Origin of the sequence: Acidovorax sp. LjRoot117 (genome assembly GCF_964252695.1) — a bacterium.
Classification (GTDB): Bacteria; Pseudomonadota; Gammaproteobacteria; order Burkholderiales; family Burkholderiaceae_C; genus Acidovorax.
Window position 1 is genome coordinate 464464 of record NZ_CAXUPO020000002.1, and the last position, 17511, is coordinate 481974.

A 17511-nucleotide genomic window follows, 5' to 3' on the forward strand; every position below is an offset into this window, starting at 1 on the left:
GCCGCGCAAGGGCCTCGGCGGGGCGGTGCCTCATTCTTCCTCCAGCAGGTAGCCCAGCCCGCGCAGCGTGCGGATGGCCGCGCCGCTGCCCGCGATCTTGCGGCGCAGGCGCGAGAACGACGCCTCCAGCGCGTTCTCGCCCAGCGCCTCGCCCGCATCGGACAGGCGCGACGACAGATCGCCCTTGCTCAGCACGCGGCCGGGCGGGGTCATCAGCTCCCACAGCAGGTCGAACTCGCGCGCGGGCAGCTCCAGCGGCTGCCCGGCCACGCTCACGCGGCGGGCCTGCCGGTCCAGCGCCAGCTGGCCCACGGTCACCAGGTCGGCCGTGCCGCTGGCGCGGCGCAGCAGGGCGCGCAGGCGGGCTTCCACTTCCTTGAGTTCGTAGGGCTTGCCCAGGTAGTCGTCGGCCCCGGCGTCCAGGCCGGCGATGCGCTCCTCGGTGCTGTCGCGCGCGCTGAGCACCAGCACCGGCGTGCGGTCGCCGCGGGCGCGGGCGCTGCGCAGGGCGGTGAGGCCGCTGCCCAGGCCGCTGCGCGCGTGCGCTGCATGGGGCAGGTTCAGGTCCAGCAGCACGGCGTCGAAGGCCTGCACGGCCCACCAGTGCTGGGCCTCTTCCACCGTGTGGGCCAGCTCGACGCGGTGGCCTGCGTTTTCAAGGCCCCGGGCCATGGTGCGGCTGAGCACGGGGTCGTCTTCCACCAGAAGGAGGCGCATGGTCGGTTCAAAGTTCTACGTGGAATTACGCATGGCCCAGATCAGCCAGCGATCAGGTTCGGTGGGGATAGTTGCGCCGTCAGCATACCCCAGCCACCGGTGCGGACCGGCTCGCCGGGGTGTCCCCCACAAGCTTTTCTGGAGACAACATTTCATGGTCAACCGCAACTTAGCCAGGGGCGTCGTCCTCATGGCGCTGGCGCTGGGCTTTGGCCTGCCGTCGGTGGGCTATTCGCTGGGCAAGCTCAGCCACGCCGGGCCCGGCCTGTTCCCGTTCATCGTGAGCTGCATGCTGTTCGCCATCGGCGTGATCACCGTGGTGCGCTCGCGGCTGGTGGCGCCGGCGCCGCTGAATTTCCAGGTGCGCAACATCTCGATCATCCTGGGCAGCCTGTGCGGCTTTGCGGCGCTGTCGCACTACGTGAACATGATCGCGGGCATCGTGTTCCTGGTGTTCTGCTCGGGGTTTGCGGGCACGTCGTACTCGGTGGTGCGCAACCTCAAGATCGCCGCGGTGCTGCTGGGCATCGCCTTCATGTTCCAGAAGCTTCTGGGCGTCAACCTGCCGCTGTTCTGAGAGCACCACCATGGAAGTCCTTCACAACCTCGCGTTCGGCTTCGGCCACGCGCTCACGCTGCAGAACCTGATGTTCTGCGCCCTCGGCTGCACCGTGGGCACCCTGGTGGGCCTGCTGCCGGGCCTCGGCCCGCTGGCCACCATCAGCCTGCTGCTGCCGCTGACCTATTCCATCGACACCACCGGCGCGCTCATCATGCTGGCCGGCATCTACTACGGGGCGCAGTACGGCGACAGCGTGAGCGCCATCACCATGAAGATCCCGCACGCCAGTTCCATCGTGGCGTGCATCGACGGGTACCAGATGACCTTGAAAGGCAAGACGGGCCTGGCGCTGTTCACGGCGGGGGTGTCGAGCTTCATCGGCGGCACGGTGGCCATCCTGGTGCTGACCTTCCTCGCGCCCAGCCTGGGCGAGGTGGCCTTCCTGTTCGGCCCTGCGGACTACTGCGCGCTGATGCTGGTGGGCTTCGTGTGCGTGAGCTTCGTGACCACCGGCAGCCTGCTCAACGGCCTGGCCATGTGCATGGTGGGCGTGCTGCTGGGCTCGATCGGGACCGACGTGAACAGCGGCACGGCCCGCTTCACGCTGGACATGCCCTTCCTGGCCGACGGCGTGGGCATCGTGAGCATTGCGCTCGGGTGCTTCGGCATCGCCGAGATCACCAAGAACCTGGATGCGCGTGAAGAGCGCTCGCCCTTCAACGGCACGATCAAGCTCATCCCCACCTGGCCCGAGTTCAAGCGCATCATCCCCAGCGCGCTGCGGGGCAGTGTGGTGGGCTCCATCCTGGGTATCCTGCCCGGCGGCGGCCCGACGATCGCCCAGTTCGCAGCCTACGCGCTCGACAAGAAGGTCAGCAAGTACAAACACGAGATCGGCAACGGCTCCATCGAAGGCGTGGCCGGCCAGGCCGCTGCCGACGAGGCTGCCGCCCGCACCAGCTTCATCCCGCTGATGAGCATCGGCATCCCCGAGAACGCCGTCATGGCGCTGATGATGGCCGCGTTCATCATCAAGGGCATCCAGCCCGGCCCCAACATGATCGCCGGCCACCCCGAGCTGTTCTGGGGCCTGGTCGCCAGCATGTGGATCGGCAACTGCTTCCTGCTGATCCTGAACGTGCCGCTGGTGCGCTACTGGCTGTCGGTGTTCAAGATCCCGTACAACGTGCTGTTCCCGGCCATTCTGTTCTTCTGCTGCATCGGCACGTACAGCATCAACAACAACCTGGACGACGTGTTCATCACCGTGGCCTTCGGTGCGCTGGGCTACCTGTTCATGCGGCTCGAGATGGACCCGTCGCCGCTCATGCTGGGCTTCATCCTGGGCCCCATGCTGGAGGAGAACTTCCGCCGCTCCATGCTGCTGTCGCGCGGCAGCTTCGATGTGTTCGTCAACCGCCCCATCAGCGGCACGCTCATCGGCCTGATCGTGCTGTTCATCGCCTGGCAGACATTCGGCTTCTTCCGCCAGCGCGGAAAGGCCAAGGACCTGGAGGTGGTGGCACCGGCTGCGACCTGAGACCAGCTGAAGAAACCACCTCAACGACCCGACAGATTGACTCTCTGTAAGCTGCTTCGGCAGCCTTGACAAGGCCGGTCACCCTGCGTGACCGGCCTTTTTTTTTATCGCTGTGTCGCCCCAAGATGAAAAGCGGCCCCCTCGGGGGGCAGCGACCACACGAAGTGGGGAGCGTGGGGGGCATTTCTCACGCTTGCCACCACGTCGGCAGCAACGCCCGCACCTCGCTGCGCCCGAACCGGTCGTCCATCAGGTGCACCACGCCCTCGTCGCTGGGCGTGCGGATCACGCGGCCCGCCGCCTGCACCACCTTCTGCAGGCCGGGGTACAGGTAGGTGTAGTCATACCCGTCGCCGAACAGGGCCTGCATGCGCTGGCGGATCTGTTCGTTGACCGGGTTGACCTGCGGCAGGCCCAGCGTGGCCAGGAAGGCGCCGATCAGCCGGCGCCCGGGCAGGTCGATGCCCTCGGCAAACGCGCCGCCCAGCACCGCGAACGCAATGCCTTCGCTGGTGTCGGTGAAGCGGTCCAGAAACTGCCGCTGCTCGGCCTCCAGCATGCGACGCGACTGGCGCCAGTGCGGCAGGTGCGGGTGGTTGCGCTCGAACACATGGGCCACCTGCTGCAGATACTCGTAGCTGCTGAAGAACGCCAGGTAGTTGCCCGGCCGCGCGGTGAACTGCCGCGCCATCAGGTCGGCAATGGGCGCCAGCGACGCATTGCGGTCCGGGTAGCGGGTGGAGATGTGGCGGGCCACCTGCACCTGCAGCTGCGCGCTGGCAAAAGGCGATTCCACATCCACCCACACATGCTGGTCGGGCAGGCCCAGCAGGTCGCCGTAGTAGCGCGCAGGCTGCAGCGTGGCCGAAAACAGCGTGCTGGTGTGCGCAGCCTGCAGGCGCGGCTGCAGGAAGGGCGCGGGCACCACGTTGCGGATGCACAGTGTGGAGCCGCCCGGCGCCGGTGCCTTGCCGGCTGCGCGCTGCGGGCGCTGCGTGGGCTGGTGGGGCTGGGTAATGTCCACCAACGAATGCGTGTCCAGCAGCTCCGCCATGCGCACCAGGTGCAGCGCATCGAAGTAGAAGGCCTGCAGCGCCGCATCGGGCTCGGCCGGGTGGTCGGCAAAGTGGTCCGACAGCGTGCTGCCGCACTGCTGCAGCGCGGCCAGCAGCTTGTCGGGGAAGGCATCGAAGACCGCGTAGTGGGCGCCAGCCGCGGTTTGTTCCTTGTCCAGCGCGACCCAGCAGCGGCGCACCTTGTCCAGCGCCTTTTTTACGGCGGGGTGGCGCGTGGCGGCGGGCGACTGGCGGGCCAGCGCCAGGCTGTCCGGGCGCAGCTCGGCCGTGTACATCTTGCGGCCGCGTTCCACCAGGTTGTGGGCCTCGTCCACCAGCAGCGCGGCGCGCCACTGGTTGGCCTGCGTCAGGCCATGCAGCAGGCCGCCCAGGTCGAAGTAGTAGTTGTAGTCGCCCACCACCACATCGGCCCAGCGCGCGAGTTCCTGGCTCAGGTAGTAGGGGCAGACCTGGTGGGCCAGCGCCACCTCGCGCACGCGGGCCTGCAGCAGCGGGGCCGGGCCCTGGCTGCCGCCTTCGGTGGCTGGGGCCACGGCGGCGGCGCGGGCCGCAGGCAGTCGGTCGTAGAAGCCCTGCGCCAGCGGGCACGACTCGCCGTGGCAGGCCTTGTCGGGGTGTTCGCAGGCCTTGTCGCGCGCCACCAGCTCCAGCACGCGCAGCGGCAGGCCCGGGGCGGTGGCGGCAGGTGGGGCCAGGCGCTGGAGCGCATCCAGCGCCATCTGCCGGCCGGAGGTCTTGGCCGCCAGAAAGAACACCTTGTCGATCTGCTGCCCCGGCATGGCCTTGAGCAGTGGGAACAGTGTGCCCATGGTCTTGCCGATGCCCGTGGGCGCCTGGGCCAGCAGGCAGCGGCCCGACGCGGCGGCCTTGTACACCGCCTCGGCCAGCGGGCGCTGCCCGGCGCGAAAGGTGCCGAACGGAAACGCCAGCGCACCCAGGGCCGCATCGCGCGCCGCACGGTGCGCCACCTGGGCCTCGGCCCAGGCGAGGAACCGTTCGCACTGCGCCTCGAAGTGCTGCTGCAGGTCGTCCGCGGTGTGGCGGTCGGTGAACACGGTTTCCTTTTGCGTGCCGATGTCGAAGTACACCAGCGCCAGGTCGATGTGGCTCCAGCCCTCCTGCTGGCACAGCAGCCAGCCGTAGATGCGCGCCTGCGCCCAGTGCAGGGCGCGGTGCGATGCGGGTTGCCGGTCCAGGCGGCCCTTGAAGGTCTTGACCTCGTCCAGGCGCTGCTGCGCCGCATCGACGCCATCGGCCCGGCCGCGCACGCGCAGCGTCTTGTACTGGCCCGCCAATGCCACTTCGGCGCGGTAACCAGCGCCCCGGCGCGTGGCCACGGTGGAATGGCCCGCGATGCCCTCCAGCGCCGTGGGCGCCGGGGTGAAGCGCAGGTCCAGGTCGCCCAGCTTGGCGGTGAACTCGCACAGCTCGCGCACCGCCACGGTGTAGGTCATGGCGGGGGCTCGGCGCAGGGCGGGGCGGGGAGGTCGCCGGTCAGCGTGTCGCTGGTGGCCGAGGCGTCGTTGGCCGATGCATCGTTGGCGGGCACCGCGGTCTGCCCTGCCGCATGCCCCGCCGTCTGCTCCGCAGCTTCTGCGGCCTCGCCCAGGTGGGCCTGCGCCAGCTCGGCCTCGCTGCGCATCGGCGTGGCCTTGCACAGCGCCATCCACACCGCGAAGGGCAGGGTGCAGCTGGCATGCCGCGCGGGCCGCAGCAGCTCGAACCGGCTGTGCGCGCCATCGTCCAGCTTGCCGTGCAGCACCCAGATGCCGAAGTGCTCCGGGATCTCCTCCGGCTGGGCGATGCCTGCCGGGAACACGTAGTAGCACTCCTCGCACAGCCACTGGTAGGCCTGGCGCTTGGCGTCGTGCCGCAAGTCCGACAGCAGGTCGGCCCGGCTCGCTTTGACCTCGTGCACCATGGGCTGCAAGTAGGCCGGCACGGACGTGTTGCGCACCGAAAACAGGTCAGGCCGCGCCATGCGCCACACGTTGGCGGCGGCGCGGGCTGCGGGCGAATCGGTGTCTTCGCTCCACAGCGGGGTGCTGCGGCCGTGGCCGATGGGGGTGGGGACGGTCGGCAGGGCGGCGTCCGCCGCAGGTGGCGTCAGCGGCGCCGGCCCGTCCACCACCGCGCGCAGTGACAGCTCGCGCCACACGATGCGCCCCGCCGCCAGCAGGTGCTCGGCGAACCTGGCGGCCAGCCGGTCGTGCGTGCTCAGCGCCCGCACGCTGCGCTGGCGTGCCACGGCCAGCGTGCGGATGCCCTCGTCGGTGAGCCGCAGGGACTCGAACCCCTCGGGCGACACCTGCAGCACCACCAGTTGCGCGGCCAGCAGGTCGATCTCCAGCGCGTCCTTGCACGGCCAACCCGCCGAGCGCCAGATTTGCATGAGGCGCGTGCGGTGAAAGCGGGTGAGCTGGATGGCGGGCGCAGGGGCCGATGCGGGGGAGGGCAGAGCCGTCATGGGGTGGTGGGGTCGGCAGGCTGGGCACTGATTTTAATCACAGTACCTGCAGATGCTCAACACGGGGCCGTGATCATGGGGGGCGAGGGGTTTGGGGGGGGGTATTGTTGGACTCCATCGCTCACTGCATAAGCGGTAAATGCTATAAAAAATATAGTGCCTTGCGAGAGGGACTGAGGGGGTTCCGAATCTCCTCCTCGCGCCACGATGGCGTTCGGCAATGCCCGGTGACCGGGTGCACCACCGCACCGATTCGCCCCGCACGGCATCGGCCGCGACCGAGGCAGGCGATGCAGAGCAGAGCGCGTGCATCGCGCCGGTCAACCAGCGCTATCGCAGTCAGTGCGCCCGTTTCGCGTGGCGCCTGATGGCTCTGGCTATGGTCAAGGCACCTGGCACCGCAGCACATACCGGGGCCGCGGTGTGACCTGCGTTGGCGCAGAGCTATCTGCGGAATGAGGCCGCCAGCCATGGCGATTGCAGCAAAAAAATCGTTGCGACGGGATGAACTGTTGAATGCATTCAACAAGCGGTTGAGTGCCGATGCACGTCCCTAGAATCCGCCGCAACGCAGCCCGACCGATGCGGCAACCCCACGCTGGCGTGCCGCCCAGGCCGGGCCAGCGCAGCCCGCTGACGCAGTGGCCCCCACAGCCACACGCCCTGCATCCACCCCACCACCCACGATCACCGCGTTTTTTGCCAGAGCTTTGCCGCCGTGCCGCGCAGCCACCCTGCGCTCGCGCAGCGGCGGGAGGCGCAAGAACCACCACAAGGACACCCACCGTCGATGCGCACCCCTGAACTCGCAGTGCTGGACCTGACCTCCCGCATCGGCGGATACGCACTGGCCCACCTGGGCGTGGCGGGCGCATCGGGCCATGGCGCCTGGGAACGCCTGCCGCTGGGGGAGGTTGCGGGCGCCCCCGAGATCAGCTGGTACCGGCCGGCAGCCCTGGCCGACCTGAAGAAACTGCCTGCGCAGCCCGACGCACTGGCCGTCCTGGTCGGGCCCGGCGTCTTCACCATGCTGCCGGCCATCCTGGCGCTTGGCACCGTGCGTTCCGCGCCCGCGGTCTGGTTCGTTCTTTTGCCCAACGCAGTGATGGAAGACATCGAAATCACCAGGTTCCTGGGCGCCCAACGGCGTGCCGGCGTGCACAAGTACCAGTTGCCCAACAGCGACCCGCAGACGCTGTGGTTCGTGCTGATGGAGCAGATGGGAAAGATCCCGCGCGTCAACGATTATTTCAACGAAGACAGAAGGCCCGACGATATGAGTTCGAATCTGAAGAGTTCCATGGATGCCGCGATGACCATCGACGGCGCACAGGCGGTCGCCCTGGTCGACTACCGCAGCGGCATGTGCCTGGCCCAGGCGGGGGGCGGCATGAACCTGGACCTGGCGGCGGCCGGCAACACCCGGGTGGTGCAGGCCAAGCTCAAGACCATGGAGGCCCTGGGCATCAAGCGCGGCATCGAGGACATCCTCATCACCCTGGCCGACCAGTACCACCTGATCCGCCTGGTGCCCAACAATGACGGGCTGTTCCTGTACCTGGTGCTGGACAAGGCCAAGGGCAATCTGGCCCTGGCTCGCTACAAGCTCACCGACATCGAGCGGTCGTTGAAGGTCTGAGCCGCGCGGCGCGCCCCCCGCGGTGACGGGGGCTGTGCGGGCCGGGTGCGCGGGAAGAGGGCGTCACAGGGCGCCAAGGATGCGCCCCGGATGCGCCCGCTCACCACTCCGCAAAGCTCCCGTCCTTGTGCCGCCACACCGGGTTGCGCCACCGGTGCCCCTGCTGCGCACGTTCGCGCACGTACTCCTCGTTCACCTCGATGCCCAGCCCCGGTCCGTTCGGTATGGCCACCATCCCGTCCTCGTACGCAAACACTTGCGGGTTGGACACGTAGTCCATCAGGTCGTTGTCCTGGTTGTAGTGGATGCCCAGGCTTTGCTCCTGGATGAAGGCGTTGTAGCAGACCGCGTCCAGCTGGAGGTTGGCGGCCAGCGCGATGGGGCCCAGGGGGCAGTGCAGGGCCAGGGCCACGTCGTAGGCCTCTGCCATGGTGGCGATCTTGCGGGTTTCGGTGATGCCGCCGGAGTGCGACGGGTCGGGCTGGATGATGTCGGCATACCCCTCCTGCAGCACGCGCTTGAAGTCCCAGCGGGAGTACAGGCGCTCGCCCAGGGCGATGGGGGTGGACGAGATACGCGCGATCTCTTTCAGCGCCTCTTCGTGCTCGCTGAGCACGGGCTCCTCGATGAACATCAGGCGGTAGGGCTCCAGCTCCTTGATCAGCACCTTGGCCATGGGGCGGTGCACCCGGCCATGGAAGTCGACGCCGATGCCCACATGGGGGCCCACGGCCTCGCGCACCGCGGCCACGTTCTGCAGGCAGCGCTCCACCTTGTCGTAGGTGTCCACAAACTGCATTTCTTCGGTGCCGTTCATTTTCACGGCGGTGAAGCCCCGGGCCACGGCGTCCCGCGCCTGCTGGGCGGTTTCGCTGGGGCGGTCGCCGCCGATCCAGCTGTACACGCGGATGCGGTCGCGCACGTTGCCGCCCAGCAGCTCGGACACGGGCACGCCCAGGGCCTTGCCCTTGATGTCCCACAGCGCCTGGTCGATGCCGGCCAGGGCGCTCATGTGCACGCCGCCACCCCGGTAGAAGCCGCCGCGGTACAGCACCGTCCAGTGGTCTTCGATGTGGCGCGGGTCCTTGCCGATGAGGTAGTCGCCCAGCTCTTCGACCGCGGCGGCCACGGTCTGCGCGCGGCCTTCCAGGATGGGCTCGCCCCAGCCGACGATGCCTTCGTCGGTTTCGATTTTCAGAAAGCACCAGCGCGGGGGCACCAGGAATGTGGTCAGTCGGGTGATCTTCATGGGAGGGCGGATGGAAAGGAAACCGTGGGAATGCAAATGCGGTTGAGGAGCGGCAACGCAGCGATAGGACGTCTAGGCAGCCGGGCCCGTGGCGGCATTGGGGTGCGCACCGTGTGCCGGGCTGTAGGCGTCCTGCCACGCGGTGACGAACGCAACGGCCTTGGCGGCCACGTCGCCTGCGCTGTCGCCCGGGCGGTACAGGGCCGAGCCCAGGCCGAAGCCGCTGGCCCCGGCCGCTGCGTAGGTGGCGATGCTCTCGGGCACGATGCCGCCCACCGGCACCAGCGCCATGGGTGGGGTGATGACCGCGCGCCAGGCTTTGAGCACATGCGGCGGCAGCGCCTCGGCCGGAAAGAGCTTGAGCATGTTGGCGCCCGCGGCCAGCGCGGCATAGGCCTCGGTCAGCGTGGCCACGCCGGGTGCGCAGGCCATGCCGGCCGCGCGGGCGGTGCGGATCACCGCGGGGTCGCTGTGGGGCATGACGATGATCTGCCCGCCCGCGGCGGCCACGTCAGCGCAGGCCTCGGCCGTGATCACCGTGCCCGCGCCCACCAGGCAGTCGGCGGGCAGCGCATTGCGCAGGGCGCGGATGCTGGCCAGGGGCTGTGGGGAGTTCAGCGGCACCTCGATGATGCGAAACCCCGCGTCGTACAGCACGTGGCCGATGGCCACCACCTCGTGCGGCTGCACGCCGCGCAGGATGGCGATCAGGCCGCAGGCCTGCATGGTGCTGAACAGGTTCTTGTCGATGGGGTTCATGCGGCGTGGCTCCTGGGGAATGGGGTGCGTTCTGCGTCCGTTGCTGCTGGCAGCCCGGCGGCGAGCCCAGCAGCGATGGCGATCTGCCACAGGCCCGTGACGGTGGCCTGCGCAGCGATGGTGGGCTGTGTAAATCCATAGGCCTGCAGGGCGATGGCGTAGCGGCGGCACAGGTCGGCCTCGCCGCACAGCACCAGCGGGATGGGGGCGGCGCCAGTGGGCGGGTGCAGGCGCGCCAGGCTGGCGATCTCGTGCCCGATGAGGATGCCCGACAGGTAGTCCGCCTGCGCCGCGGCGGGCAACGCGCCCGTCAGGCCCAGCGTGCGGGTGCTGAAGATGTGCGACAGCAGGCCCAGCGCCGCATCGCTGCCGCGCGCCACCTGCAGGCCCTGCGCAAAGGCGGCGTCGTCAGGCGCGGCGGGTGCCTGCATCGTCTTGCCCAGGATGGTGTGCCCGCGCAGTGCGGCAAACACTTCGCCGGTCATGAAGGTGTGGAACCCCTGGATGCTGCGCCGGGCACCGTCGCCCTGCGCCACCACCCACTTGCTGTGCGTGCCCGGCAGGCCGACCAGTACGGGGCCTGGGCTGGCGACGGATGTGTCGGCCAAGACACCCAGCACCTGCGTTTCCTCACCGCGCATCACGTTGGGCAGGCCCGCGCGCTGCAGCAGCCCGGGCACGATGTGCAGGGGGGTGCCGCTGCCACGCTGCACCACGGTCAGACCGCGCCCGAGGTCGTCCAGCGAAGTGGGGGTGTCCAGGTATTGGGCTTCGCGCCAGCCCTGGGCGCTGCCCACCATGCCGCAGGCCAGCACCGGCACCGAGGGCAGGGTGGCCAGCCAGTCGCCGCAGGCGTCCTGCAAGGCGCGCTCGAAGGCTGCGCCGGGCTCGGCATCGGCCTGGCCCGCGGGTACCGGGGGCAGGTTCATGATGCCCCAGGGGCGGCTGCGTTGCTCCAGCACCTGCCCGTGGGCGCCCAGGCGAAAGGCGCGCAGCGAACTGGTGCCCCAGTCCAGGGCCACCAGGCGGGTGTCCGAGAGGTTGGCGGTGTCGGCCATGGCGTGTTTACCGGCCCCAGCGCAGCACCAGCGGGTCCAGCCGGCGTGCGATGTCGATCAGGCCCCGGCGCACTTCAGGGTGCATGGCCGGGAAGGGGTGGCGGCCCGCCTCGCAGGCGATCACGCCGCCTTCCTTCATCAGCGCCTTGGCGGTCAGGATGCCGCCCTGGCGGTTTTCGTGGTTGATGAGGGGCAGCCAGCGCTGGTAGAGCGCAAAGGCCTGGTCCATGTCGCCCTGGCGGTGGGCTTCGATGATGGGGCGGATGCCGTCGGGGAAGGCGCCGCCCGTCATCGCGCCGGTGGCGCCGGCATCCAGGTCGGCCAGCAGGGTGATGGCCTCTTCGCCGTCCCACGGGCCTTCGACGGCCGCGCCGCCCAGGCGGATCAGCTCGCGCAGCTTGCTCGCAGCGCCGGGCACCTCAATCTTGAAATAGGCCAGGTGCTCGATCTCCTGCGCCATGCGCGCGAGGAACGGGGCCGACAGCACGGTGCCGCTGGCGGGTGCGTCCTGCACCATGATCGGAATGCGGATCGCATCGGACACGCGGGCATAGAACTCGTGGATCTGCGCTTCGGGCACGCGGAAGGTAGCACCGTGGTAGGGCGGCATGATCATCACCATGGCGGCGCCCATGTCCTGCGCGGCGCGGCTGCGCTCGGCGCACACGCGGGTGCCGTAGTGGGTGGTGGTGACGATGACCGGCACGCGGCCGGCCACGTGCTCCAGCGAGACGCGGGTCAGCGTCTCGCGCTCGGCGTCGGACAGCGAAAACTGTTCGGAGAAGTTGGCCAGGATGCAGACGCCGTCCACACCGGCGTCGATCATGAAGTCGAGGCAGCGCTTCTGGCTCTCGATGTCCAGGGTGCCGTCTTCATGGAACGTGGTGGGCACTACGGGGAAGATCCCGCGGTAGCGTGGGCTCTGGAGGGAAGGCGTGGCTGGCATGGCGGAGGATGGGTGAATATTTGAATGAAATGCGGCTCTAGCGCTTGTCTGGAAAGCGCTAAAAGCTATGAAATATGTAGCGCGTCCTGTAGCGGATGGGCCATTGGTATCAGTGCGAGTGACGAGGGACGGCAGAGCCGCGGCAGCCGACCAGGAAGTCGAAGTCGCAGCCGTCGTCGGCCTGCAGCACGTGGTCCACATACAGGCGCTGGTAGCCACCGCGCCCGCCCATGTCGGTGCTGGCCAATGCGGCCAGGCGCGCGGCCAGTTCCTCGTCGCTGATATCGAGGTGCAGGCGGCCTTGCTCGCAGTCCAGCTCGATGAAATCGCCATCGCGCACGGCGGCCAGCGGGCCACCCGCGGCGGCCTCGGGGGCCACATGCAGCACCACGGTGCCGTACGCCGTGCCGCTCATGCGCGCGTCGGAGATGCGCACCATGTCCTTCACGCCCTGGCGCAGCAGCTTCGGGGGCAGGCCCATGTTGCCCACCTCGGCCATGCCGGGGTAGCCCTTGGGGCCGCAGTTCTTCATCACCATCACGCAGCTGGCGTCGATGTCCAGGTCCTCATCGACGATGCGCTCCTTGTAATGCTCCAGGTTCTCGAACACCACGGCGCGGCCGCGGTGCTTGAGCAGCTCGGGCGACGCGGCAGAGGGCTTCAGCACTGCGCCGCGCGGCGACAGGTTGCCGCGCAGGATGCAGATGCCGCCGTCGGCGATCAGCGGGTTGTCGATGGTGCGGATGACTTCGTCGTTGTACTGGGGCGCCTCGCGCACGTTGTCCCACAGCGTCTTGCCGTTCACGGTCAGTGCGTCGGGGTGGGGCAGCAGGTTGTTCTCGCCCAGGCGGCGCAGCACCGCCGGCAGGCCCCCGGCGTAGTAGAACTCTTCCATCAGGAAGCGGCCCGAGGGCTGCAGGTCCACCAGCGTGGGCGTGCCGCGGCCGATGCGCGTCCAGTCCTCCAGGTCCAGCTGCACGCCGATGCGGCCCGCGATGGCCTTGAGGTGGATGACCGCGTTGGTCGAGCCGCCGATGGCCGCGTTGGTGCGGATCGCGTTCTCGAACGCTTCGCGCGTCAGGATCTTGGAGAGCGTGAGCCCTTCGTGCGCCATCTCCACGATGCGGCGGCCCGACATGTGGGCCAGCACGTAGCGGCGCGAGTCCACCGCGGGTATGGCCGCGTTGTGCGGCAGCGATGTGCCCAGCGACTCGGCCATGCAGGCCATGGTGCTGGCTGTGCCCATGGTGTTGCAGGTGCCGGCGGAGCGGGACATGCCGGCCTCGGCCGCGAAGAACTGGTGCTCGTTGATCTCGCCGGCCTTCAGCGATTCGTGCAGGCGCCACACGGCCGTGCCCGAGCCGATGTCCTTGCCGTCGAGCTTGCCGTTGAGCATGGGCCCGCCCGTGACCACGATGGCCGGCACGTCGCAGCTGGCCGCGCCCATCAGCAGCGCGGGCGTGGTCTTGTCGCAGCCCACCAGCAGCACCACCGCGTCGATGGGGTTGCCGCGAATGGCTTCTTCCACGTCCATGCTGGCCAGGTTGCGCGTGAGCATGGCCGTGGGGCGCAGGTTGGATTCGCCGTTGGAGAACACCGGGAACTCGACCGGAAAGCCGCCCGCCTCGTAGATGCCGCGCTTGACGTGCTCGGCGATCTTGCGAAAGTGCGCGTTGCAGGGCGTGAGCTCTGACCAGGTGTTGCAGATGCCGATGATCGGGCGGCCGTCGAACTCATGGTCCGGAATGCCCTGGTTCTTCATCCAGCTTCGGTACATGAAGCCGTTCTTGTCGGCGGTGCCGAACCATTCGGCGGAGCGGAGTTTGCGCGGGGTGTTGGTCATTGTGGATGCGGATCAGGGAGAAGATGGGTAAAGGTCAGGACCGCTTGCCGGAGCGGCGCGTGAGCAGGCGCTGCAGCAGGCAGAAGACGAACAGCAGCACGCCGACGACGATGCGGGTCCACCACGAGCTGAGCGTGCCGTCGAACGAGATCAGGGTCTGGATGATTCCGAGCATCAGCACGCCGAACAGCGTGCCCACCACGTAGCCGACCCCACCGGTGAGCAGCGTGCCGCCGATCACGACGGCGGCGATGGCGTCAAGCTCCATGCCCACGGCATGCAGGCCATAGCCCGAGAGCATGTAGAACGTGAACACCACACCCGCCAGCGCCGAGCAAAAGCCCGAGAGCGTGTACACCCCGATCAGCGTGGCGCGCACGGGCAGGCCCATCAGCACGGCGGAGTTCTCGCTGCCGCCCACGGCATACACCGCGCGGCCGAACGGCGTGCAGTGCGCGACGAACAGCGCCGCCAGCAGCACCGCGATGGCGATCAGCGCGCCCAGCGACAGCGAGGCACCCTCCCAAAGCGGCAGGCGCCACTGCGAGATCTCGGAGTACGCCTCGTGCGTAATGCTGATCGAGTCGATGCTGATGAGGTAGCACAGCCCCCGCGCGAGGAACATGCCCGCCAGCGTCACGATGAACGGCTGCAGTCGAAACCGCTCGATGAGAAAGCCCATGAAAGCGCCGAACAGCGTGCCCATCAGCAGCACCACCGGCACGGCCACCAGCGGGCTCCAGCCCTTGTGCTCCACCAGCGCGGCCAGCACCATGGTGGTCAGCGCCACCACCGAGCCCACCGACAGGTCGATGCCGCCCGACAGGATGACGAACGTCATGCCCACTGCCACGATGATGAGAAAAGCGTTGTCGATCAGCAGGTTGAGGAACACCTGGGCCGAGAAGAACCCGGTGTACATCACCGAGCCCAGCGTCGCCATGGCCACGAACAGCGAGATGGTGGCGGCCAGCGGCAGGTACTTGGGGTTGAGCCGCGAGCGTGTGCCGGCGGCCTGGGGCGCGGATGAGGAGGCCACGGTGCTCAAGCCTGCAGTCTTCGGAACGGCGCTCATGACAGGGCCCCCGCGCCTGGTCGGCGTGCGATGGCGCCGACCTGCGCGCGAAACTCGGGCGACTGCAGCAGCATCACGATGAACACCACCACGGCCTTGACCACCAGGTTGACCTCGGGCGGCACGCCCAGCGAGTAGATGGCATAGGTCAGCGTCTGGATGATGAGCGCGCCGATCACGCTGCCCACCAGGCTGAATCGCCCGCCGGTCAACGCCGTGCCGCCCAGCGTCACGGCCAGGATGGCATCGAGCTCCAGCAACTGGCCTGCGTTGTTGCCGTCCGCGCTCTTCACGTTGGAGCTGATCAACAGGCCCGCGATGCCCGCGCACACGCCGCAGAAGACGTAGGCCGCCATGGTCAGGCGGCCCGCCTGCACGCCCGCCACCCGCGCCGCCGTGGGGTTGATGCCGACTGCCTGCACGAACAGGCCCAGCGCCGTGCGCGTGACGGCCAGGTACAGCACGGCAAACACGGCCGCCACGATGAACAGCGAGAACGGCAGCCCGGCCAGGTACCCGCCGCCGATGAAGAAGTAGGGCGTGTAGTAGATGGTGATGATCTGCCCGTCGGTGATCAGCTGGGCGATGCCCCGGCCCGCCACCATGAGGATCAGCGTGGCGATGATGGGCTGCATGCCCACGCGCGCCACGAGCACGCCGTTCCACAGCCCGCAGAGCAGGGCCACGCCAATGGCGCCCAGGATGGCCACGGGCAGCGGAAAGCGGCTCTCGGTGCCCGACACCGAACCGCCGATCATCCAGGCCGCCACGGCGGCGGCAATGGCCACCACCGCACCCACCGAGATGTCGATGCCGCGCGTGGCAATGACCATCGTCATGCCCAGCGACACCAGCACCAGCGGCGCCGCGCGGTTGAGGATGTCGATCAGGCTGCCGTACAGATGCCCGTCGCGCCACTCGATGCGCACGAAGCTGGCGTTGAAGGCCGTGTTGACGGCCAGCAACAGCAGCAGCGTGATGATGGGCCAGGCCAGGCGGTGGCGCATCAGCGCTGCAAATGGGGAAGGGGTATTGCGTTCTTCAAGCATGTTCGGCAGCGATGAGTTCGTACACGGCGTCTTCGGTGCTGCCGGCGGGCAGCTCGCCCACCTTGCGGCGGTCGCGCAGCACCACGATGCGGTGGGCCACGCGCACCACTTCGCTCATCTCCGACGAGATGAACAGCACGGCCATGCCGGCCTGCGCCAGGCGCAGGATCTGGTCCATGATTTCCTGCTTGGCCGCCACGTCGATGCCGCGGGTGGGCTCGTCCAGGATCAACAGGCGCGGCTCGATCGCCATCCAGCGCGCGAGGATGGCCTTTTGCTGGTTGCCGCCTGACAGCAGGCCGATGGGCGTGTCCACGCTCGCGGTCTTGATGCCCAGCAGCTGCACATAGCGGTCGGCAATGGCCGCCTGCTCGGCGCGCGAGAGGAATTTGCCCACGCCCATGCGCGCCTGCAGTGCCAGGGCGATGTTCTCGCGCACCGACAGCTCGGCCACGATGCCGTCGGTCTTGCGCTCTTCGGGGCACAGTGCCAGGCCCTGGCGGATGGCGTCCATGGGGTTGGAAAAGCTCACCGCCTTGCCGTCGATGCGCAGCATGCCGCGGTCGGGCTGCTCCAGCCCGAACAGCAGGCGTGCCAGCTCGGTGCGGCCCGCGCCCAGCAGGCCCGCCAGGCCCACCACTTCGCCCGCGCGGATCTGCAGGTCCAGCGGCTGCAGCTGGCCGGTCTGCCCCAGGCCTTCGGTCTGCAGCAGTGCGGTGTCCGAAGCGTTCGCCACGGGGGGCGGCGATGTCTGCGCGGCCTGCGCAGCCAGGTCGCGGCCCAGCATGGCGGCGATCAGGGCCTGGGGCCCCAGGTCGTTGACGGCCCATTCACCCACCCAGGTGCCGTTGCGCAGCACGGTGATGCGGTCCGACACGGCATACACCTGGTTCAGGAAGTGCGTCACGAACACGATCGACAGGCCCTCGCCCCGCAGCCGGCGCAGCACCTCGAAGAGCTTTTGCACCTCGTCGTCGTCCAGGCTGGAGGTGGGCTCGTCCAGGATGAGCACGCGCGCTTCGATGCTCAGCGCGCGGGCAATGGCCACCAGCTGCTGCACGGCCACGGGGTAGTCCGACAGCAGGCGCGTCACGTCGATGTTCAGCCCGATGCGCGCCACCAGCTCGCGCGAGCGCTGGTGCATCAGCGCCCAGTCGATGCGAAAGCCCTGCGCGATGCCGCAGCGTGGGTAGCGGCCCGCAAAGATGTTCTCGGCCACCGAGAGGTTGGGGCAGAGGTTGACCTCCTGGTACACGGTGCTGATGCCCAGGCGCTGCGCGGCCAGCGGCGAGTCGGGCCACACCGCATCATCCCCCAGCCGCATCTGCCCGCCGCTGGGCTTGATCACGCCCGTCAGCACCTTGATCAGCGTGGACTTGCCCGCACCGTTCTGCCCCATCAGCGCATGGATCTCGCCGGGGTACAGGCGCAACTGCACATCGCGCAGAACGGGGATGCCCGCGAACTGCTTGTGGATGCCCGTGAGTTCGAGCACGGGGGCAGGGGTGTGAGCGGTGGCCGCGTCCATGGC

At 68.6% G+C, this 17511-nt stretch carries 14 protein-coding genes; 3 read left to right on the forward strand and 11 right to left on the reverse strand.

The window, feature by feature from the left end:
• Positions 1-30: 30 nt before the first annotated feature.
• Entirely contained in the window at positions 31-717 is a 687-nt protein-coding gene (locus ACSQ3D_RS07500) for a response regulator transcription factor (RefSeq protein ID WP_436126440.1), read from the reverse strand.
• Between the two features lie 154 nt (positions 718-871).
• Here ACSQ3D_RS07500 and ACSQ3D_RS07505 point away from each other — a divergent pair, with 154 nt between their 5' ends.
• On the forward strand, positions 872-1294 hold the full coding sequence (locus ACSQ3D_RS07505; protein WP_436126441.1) for a tripartite tricarboxylate transporter TctB family protein: 423 nt from the start codon (positions 872-874) through the stop codon (positions 1292-1294).
• Between the two features lie 10 nt (positions 1295-1304).
• The gene (locus ACSQ3D_RS07510) at positions 1305-2819 is read left to right on the forward strand and encodes a tripartite tricarboxylate transporter permease (RefSeq protein WP_056168239.1); all 1515 of its coding nucleotides are present in this window, start codon (positions 1305-1307) and stop codon (positions 2817-2819) included.
• A gap of 187 nt (positions 2820-3006) precedes the next feature.
• Here ACSQ3D_RS07510 and ACSQ3D_RS07515 read toward each other — a convergent pair whose 3' ends face one another.
• Both ACSQ3D_RS07515 and ACSQ3D_RS07520 read right to left on the reverse strand, forming a co-directional pair.
• Positions 3007-5349, reverse strand: a complete 2343-nt coding sequence (locus ACSQ3D_RS07515) for a helicase C-terminal domain-containing protein (RefSeq protein WP_436126442.1) — start codon at positions 5347-5349, stop codon at positions 3007-3009.
• On the reverse strand, positions 5346-6362 hold the full coding sequence (locus ACSQ3D_RS07520; RefSeq protein ID WP_436126443.1) for a hypothetical protein: 1017 nt from the start codon (positions 6360-6362) through the stop codon (positions 5346-5348). Before ACSQ3D_RS07520 ends, ACSQ3D_RS07515 begins: the two co-directional genes overlap by 4 nt.
• 790 nt (positions 6363-7152) lie before the next feature.
• Between ACSQ3D_RS07520 and ACSQ3D_RS07525 the strand changes: the two genes are divergently transcribed.
• Positions 7153-8001 (forward strand): hypothetical protein, encoded by an 849-nt coding sequence (locus ACSQ3D_RS07525; protein ID WP_396505513.1) that lies wholly within the window; start codon positions 7153-7155, stop codon positions 7999-8001.
• A 100-nt stretch (positions 8002-8101) separates the two neighbouring features.
• Here the strand turns inward: ACSQ3D_RS07525 and dgoD are convergent, their stop codons facing one another.
• From dgoD to ACSQ3D_RS07565, 8 genes are all read right to left on the reverse strand, one after another.
• Entirely contained in the window at positions 8102-9250 is a 1149-nt protein-coding gene (gene dgoD / locus ACSQ3D_RS07530) for a galactonate dehydratase (RefSeq protein WP_396505512.1), read from the reverse strand.
• A gap of 72 nt (positions 9251-9322) precedes the next feature.
• The gene (locus ACSQ3D_RS07535) at positions 9323-10009 is read right to left on the reverse strand and encodes a 2-dehydro-3-deoxy-6-phosphogalactonate aldolase (RefSeq protein ID WP_056168265.1); all 687 of its coding nucleotides are present in this window, start codon (positions 10007-10009) and stop codon (positions 9323-9325) included.
• Positions 10006-11067 carry a 2-dehydro-3-deoxygalactonokinase gene (locus ACSQ3D_RS07540; protein WP_436126444.1) on the reverse strand — a complete coding sequence of 354 codons (1062 nt, stop codon included), beginning with the start codon at positions 11065-11067 and terminating at the stop codon, positions 10006-10008. The genes ACSQ3D_RS07535 and ACSQ3D_RS07540 overlap by 4 nt, the downstream gene beginning before the upstream one ends.
• Positions 11068-11074: 7 nt before the next feature.
• Positions 11075-12013 (reverse strand): dihydrodipicolinate synthase family protein, encoded by a 939-nt coding sequence (locus ACSQ3D_RS07545; RefSeq protein ID WP_436126445.1) that lies wholly within the window; start codon positions 12011-12013, stop codon positions 11075-11077.
• Between the two features lie 109 nt (positions 12014-12122).
• Complete coding sequence (locus tag ACSQ3D_RS07550; RefSeq protein WP_436126446.1) at positions 12123-13856, reverse strand: IlvD/Edd family dehydratase; 1734 nt, start codon at positions 13854-13856, stop codon at positions 12123-12125.
• A 34-nt stretch (positions 13857-13890) separates the two neighbouring features.
• Positions 13891-14931: a galactofuranose ABC transporter, permease protein YjfF gene (yjfF, locus tag ACSQ3D_RS07555; RefSeq protein WP_218381673.1), complete on the reverse strand. Its 1041-nt coding sequence runs from the start codon at positions 14929-14931 to the stop codon at positions 13891-13893.
• The gene (locus ACSQ3D_RS07560) at positions 14928-15980 is read right to left on the reverse strand and encodes an ABC transporter permease (protein ID WP_436126447.1); all 1053 of its coding nucleotides are present in this window, start codon (positions 15978-15980) and stop codon (positions 14928-14930) included. Before ACSQ3D_RS07560 ends, yjfF begins: the two co-directional genes overlap by 4 nt.
• Positions 15973-17508: a sugar ABC transporter ATP-binding protein gene (locus ACSQ3D_RS07565; protein WP_436126448.1), complete on the reverse strand. Its 1536-nt coding sequence runs from the start codon at positions 17506-17508 to the stop codon at positions 15973-15975. The genes ACSQ3D_RS07560 and ACSQ3D_RS07565 overlap by 8 nt, the downstream gene beginning before the upstream one ends.
• Between the last annotated feature and the right edge of the window lie 3 nt (positions 17509-17511).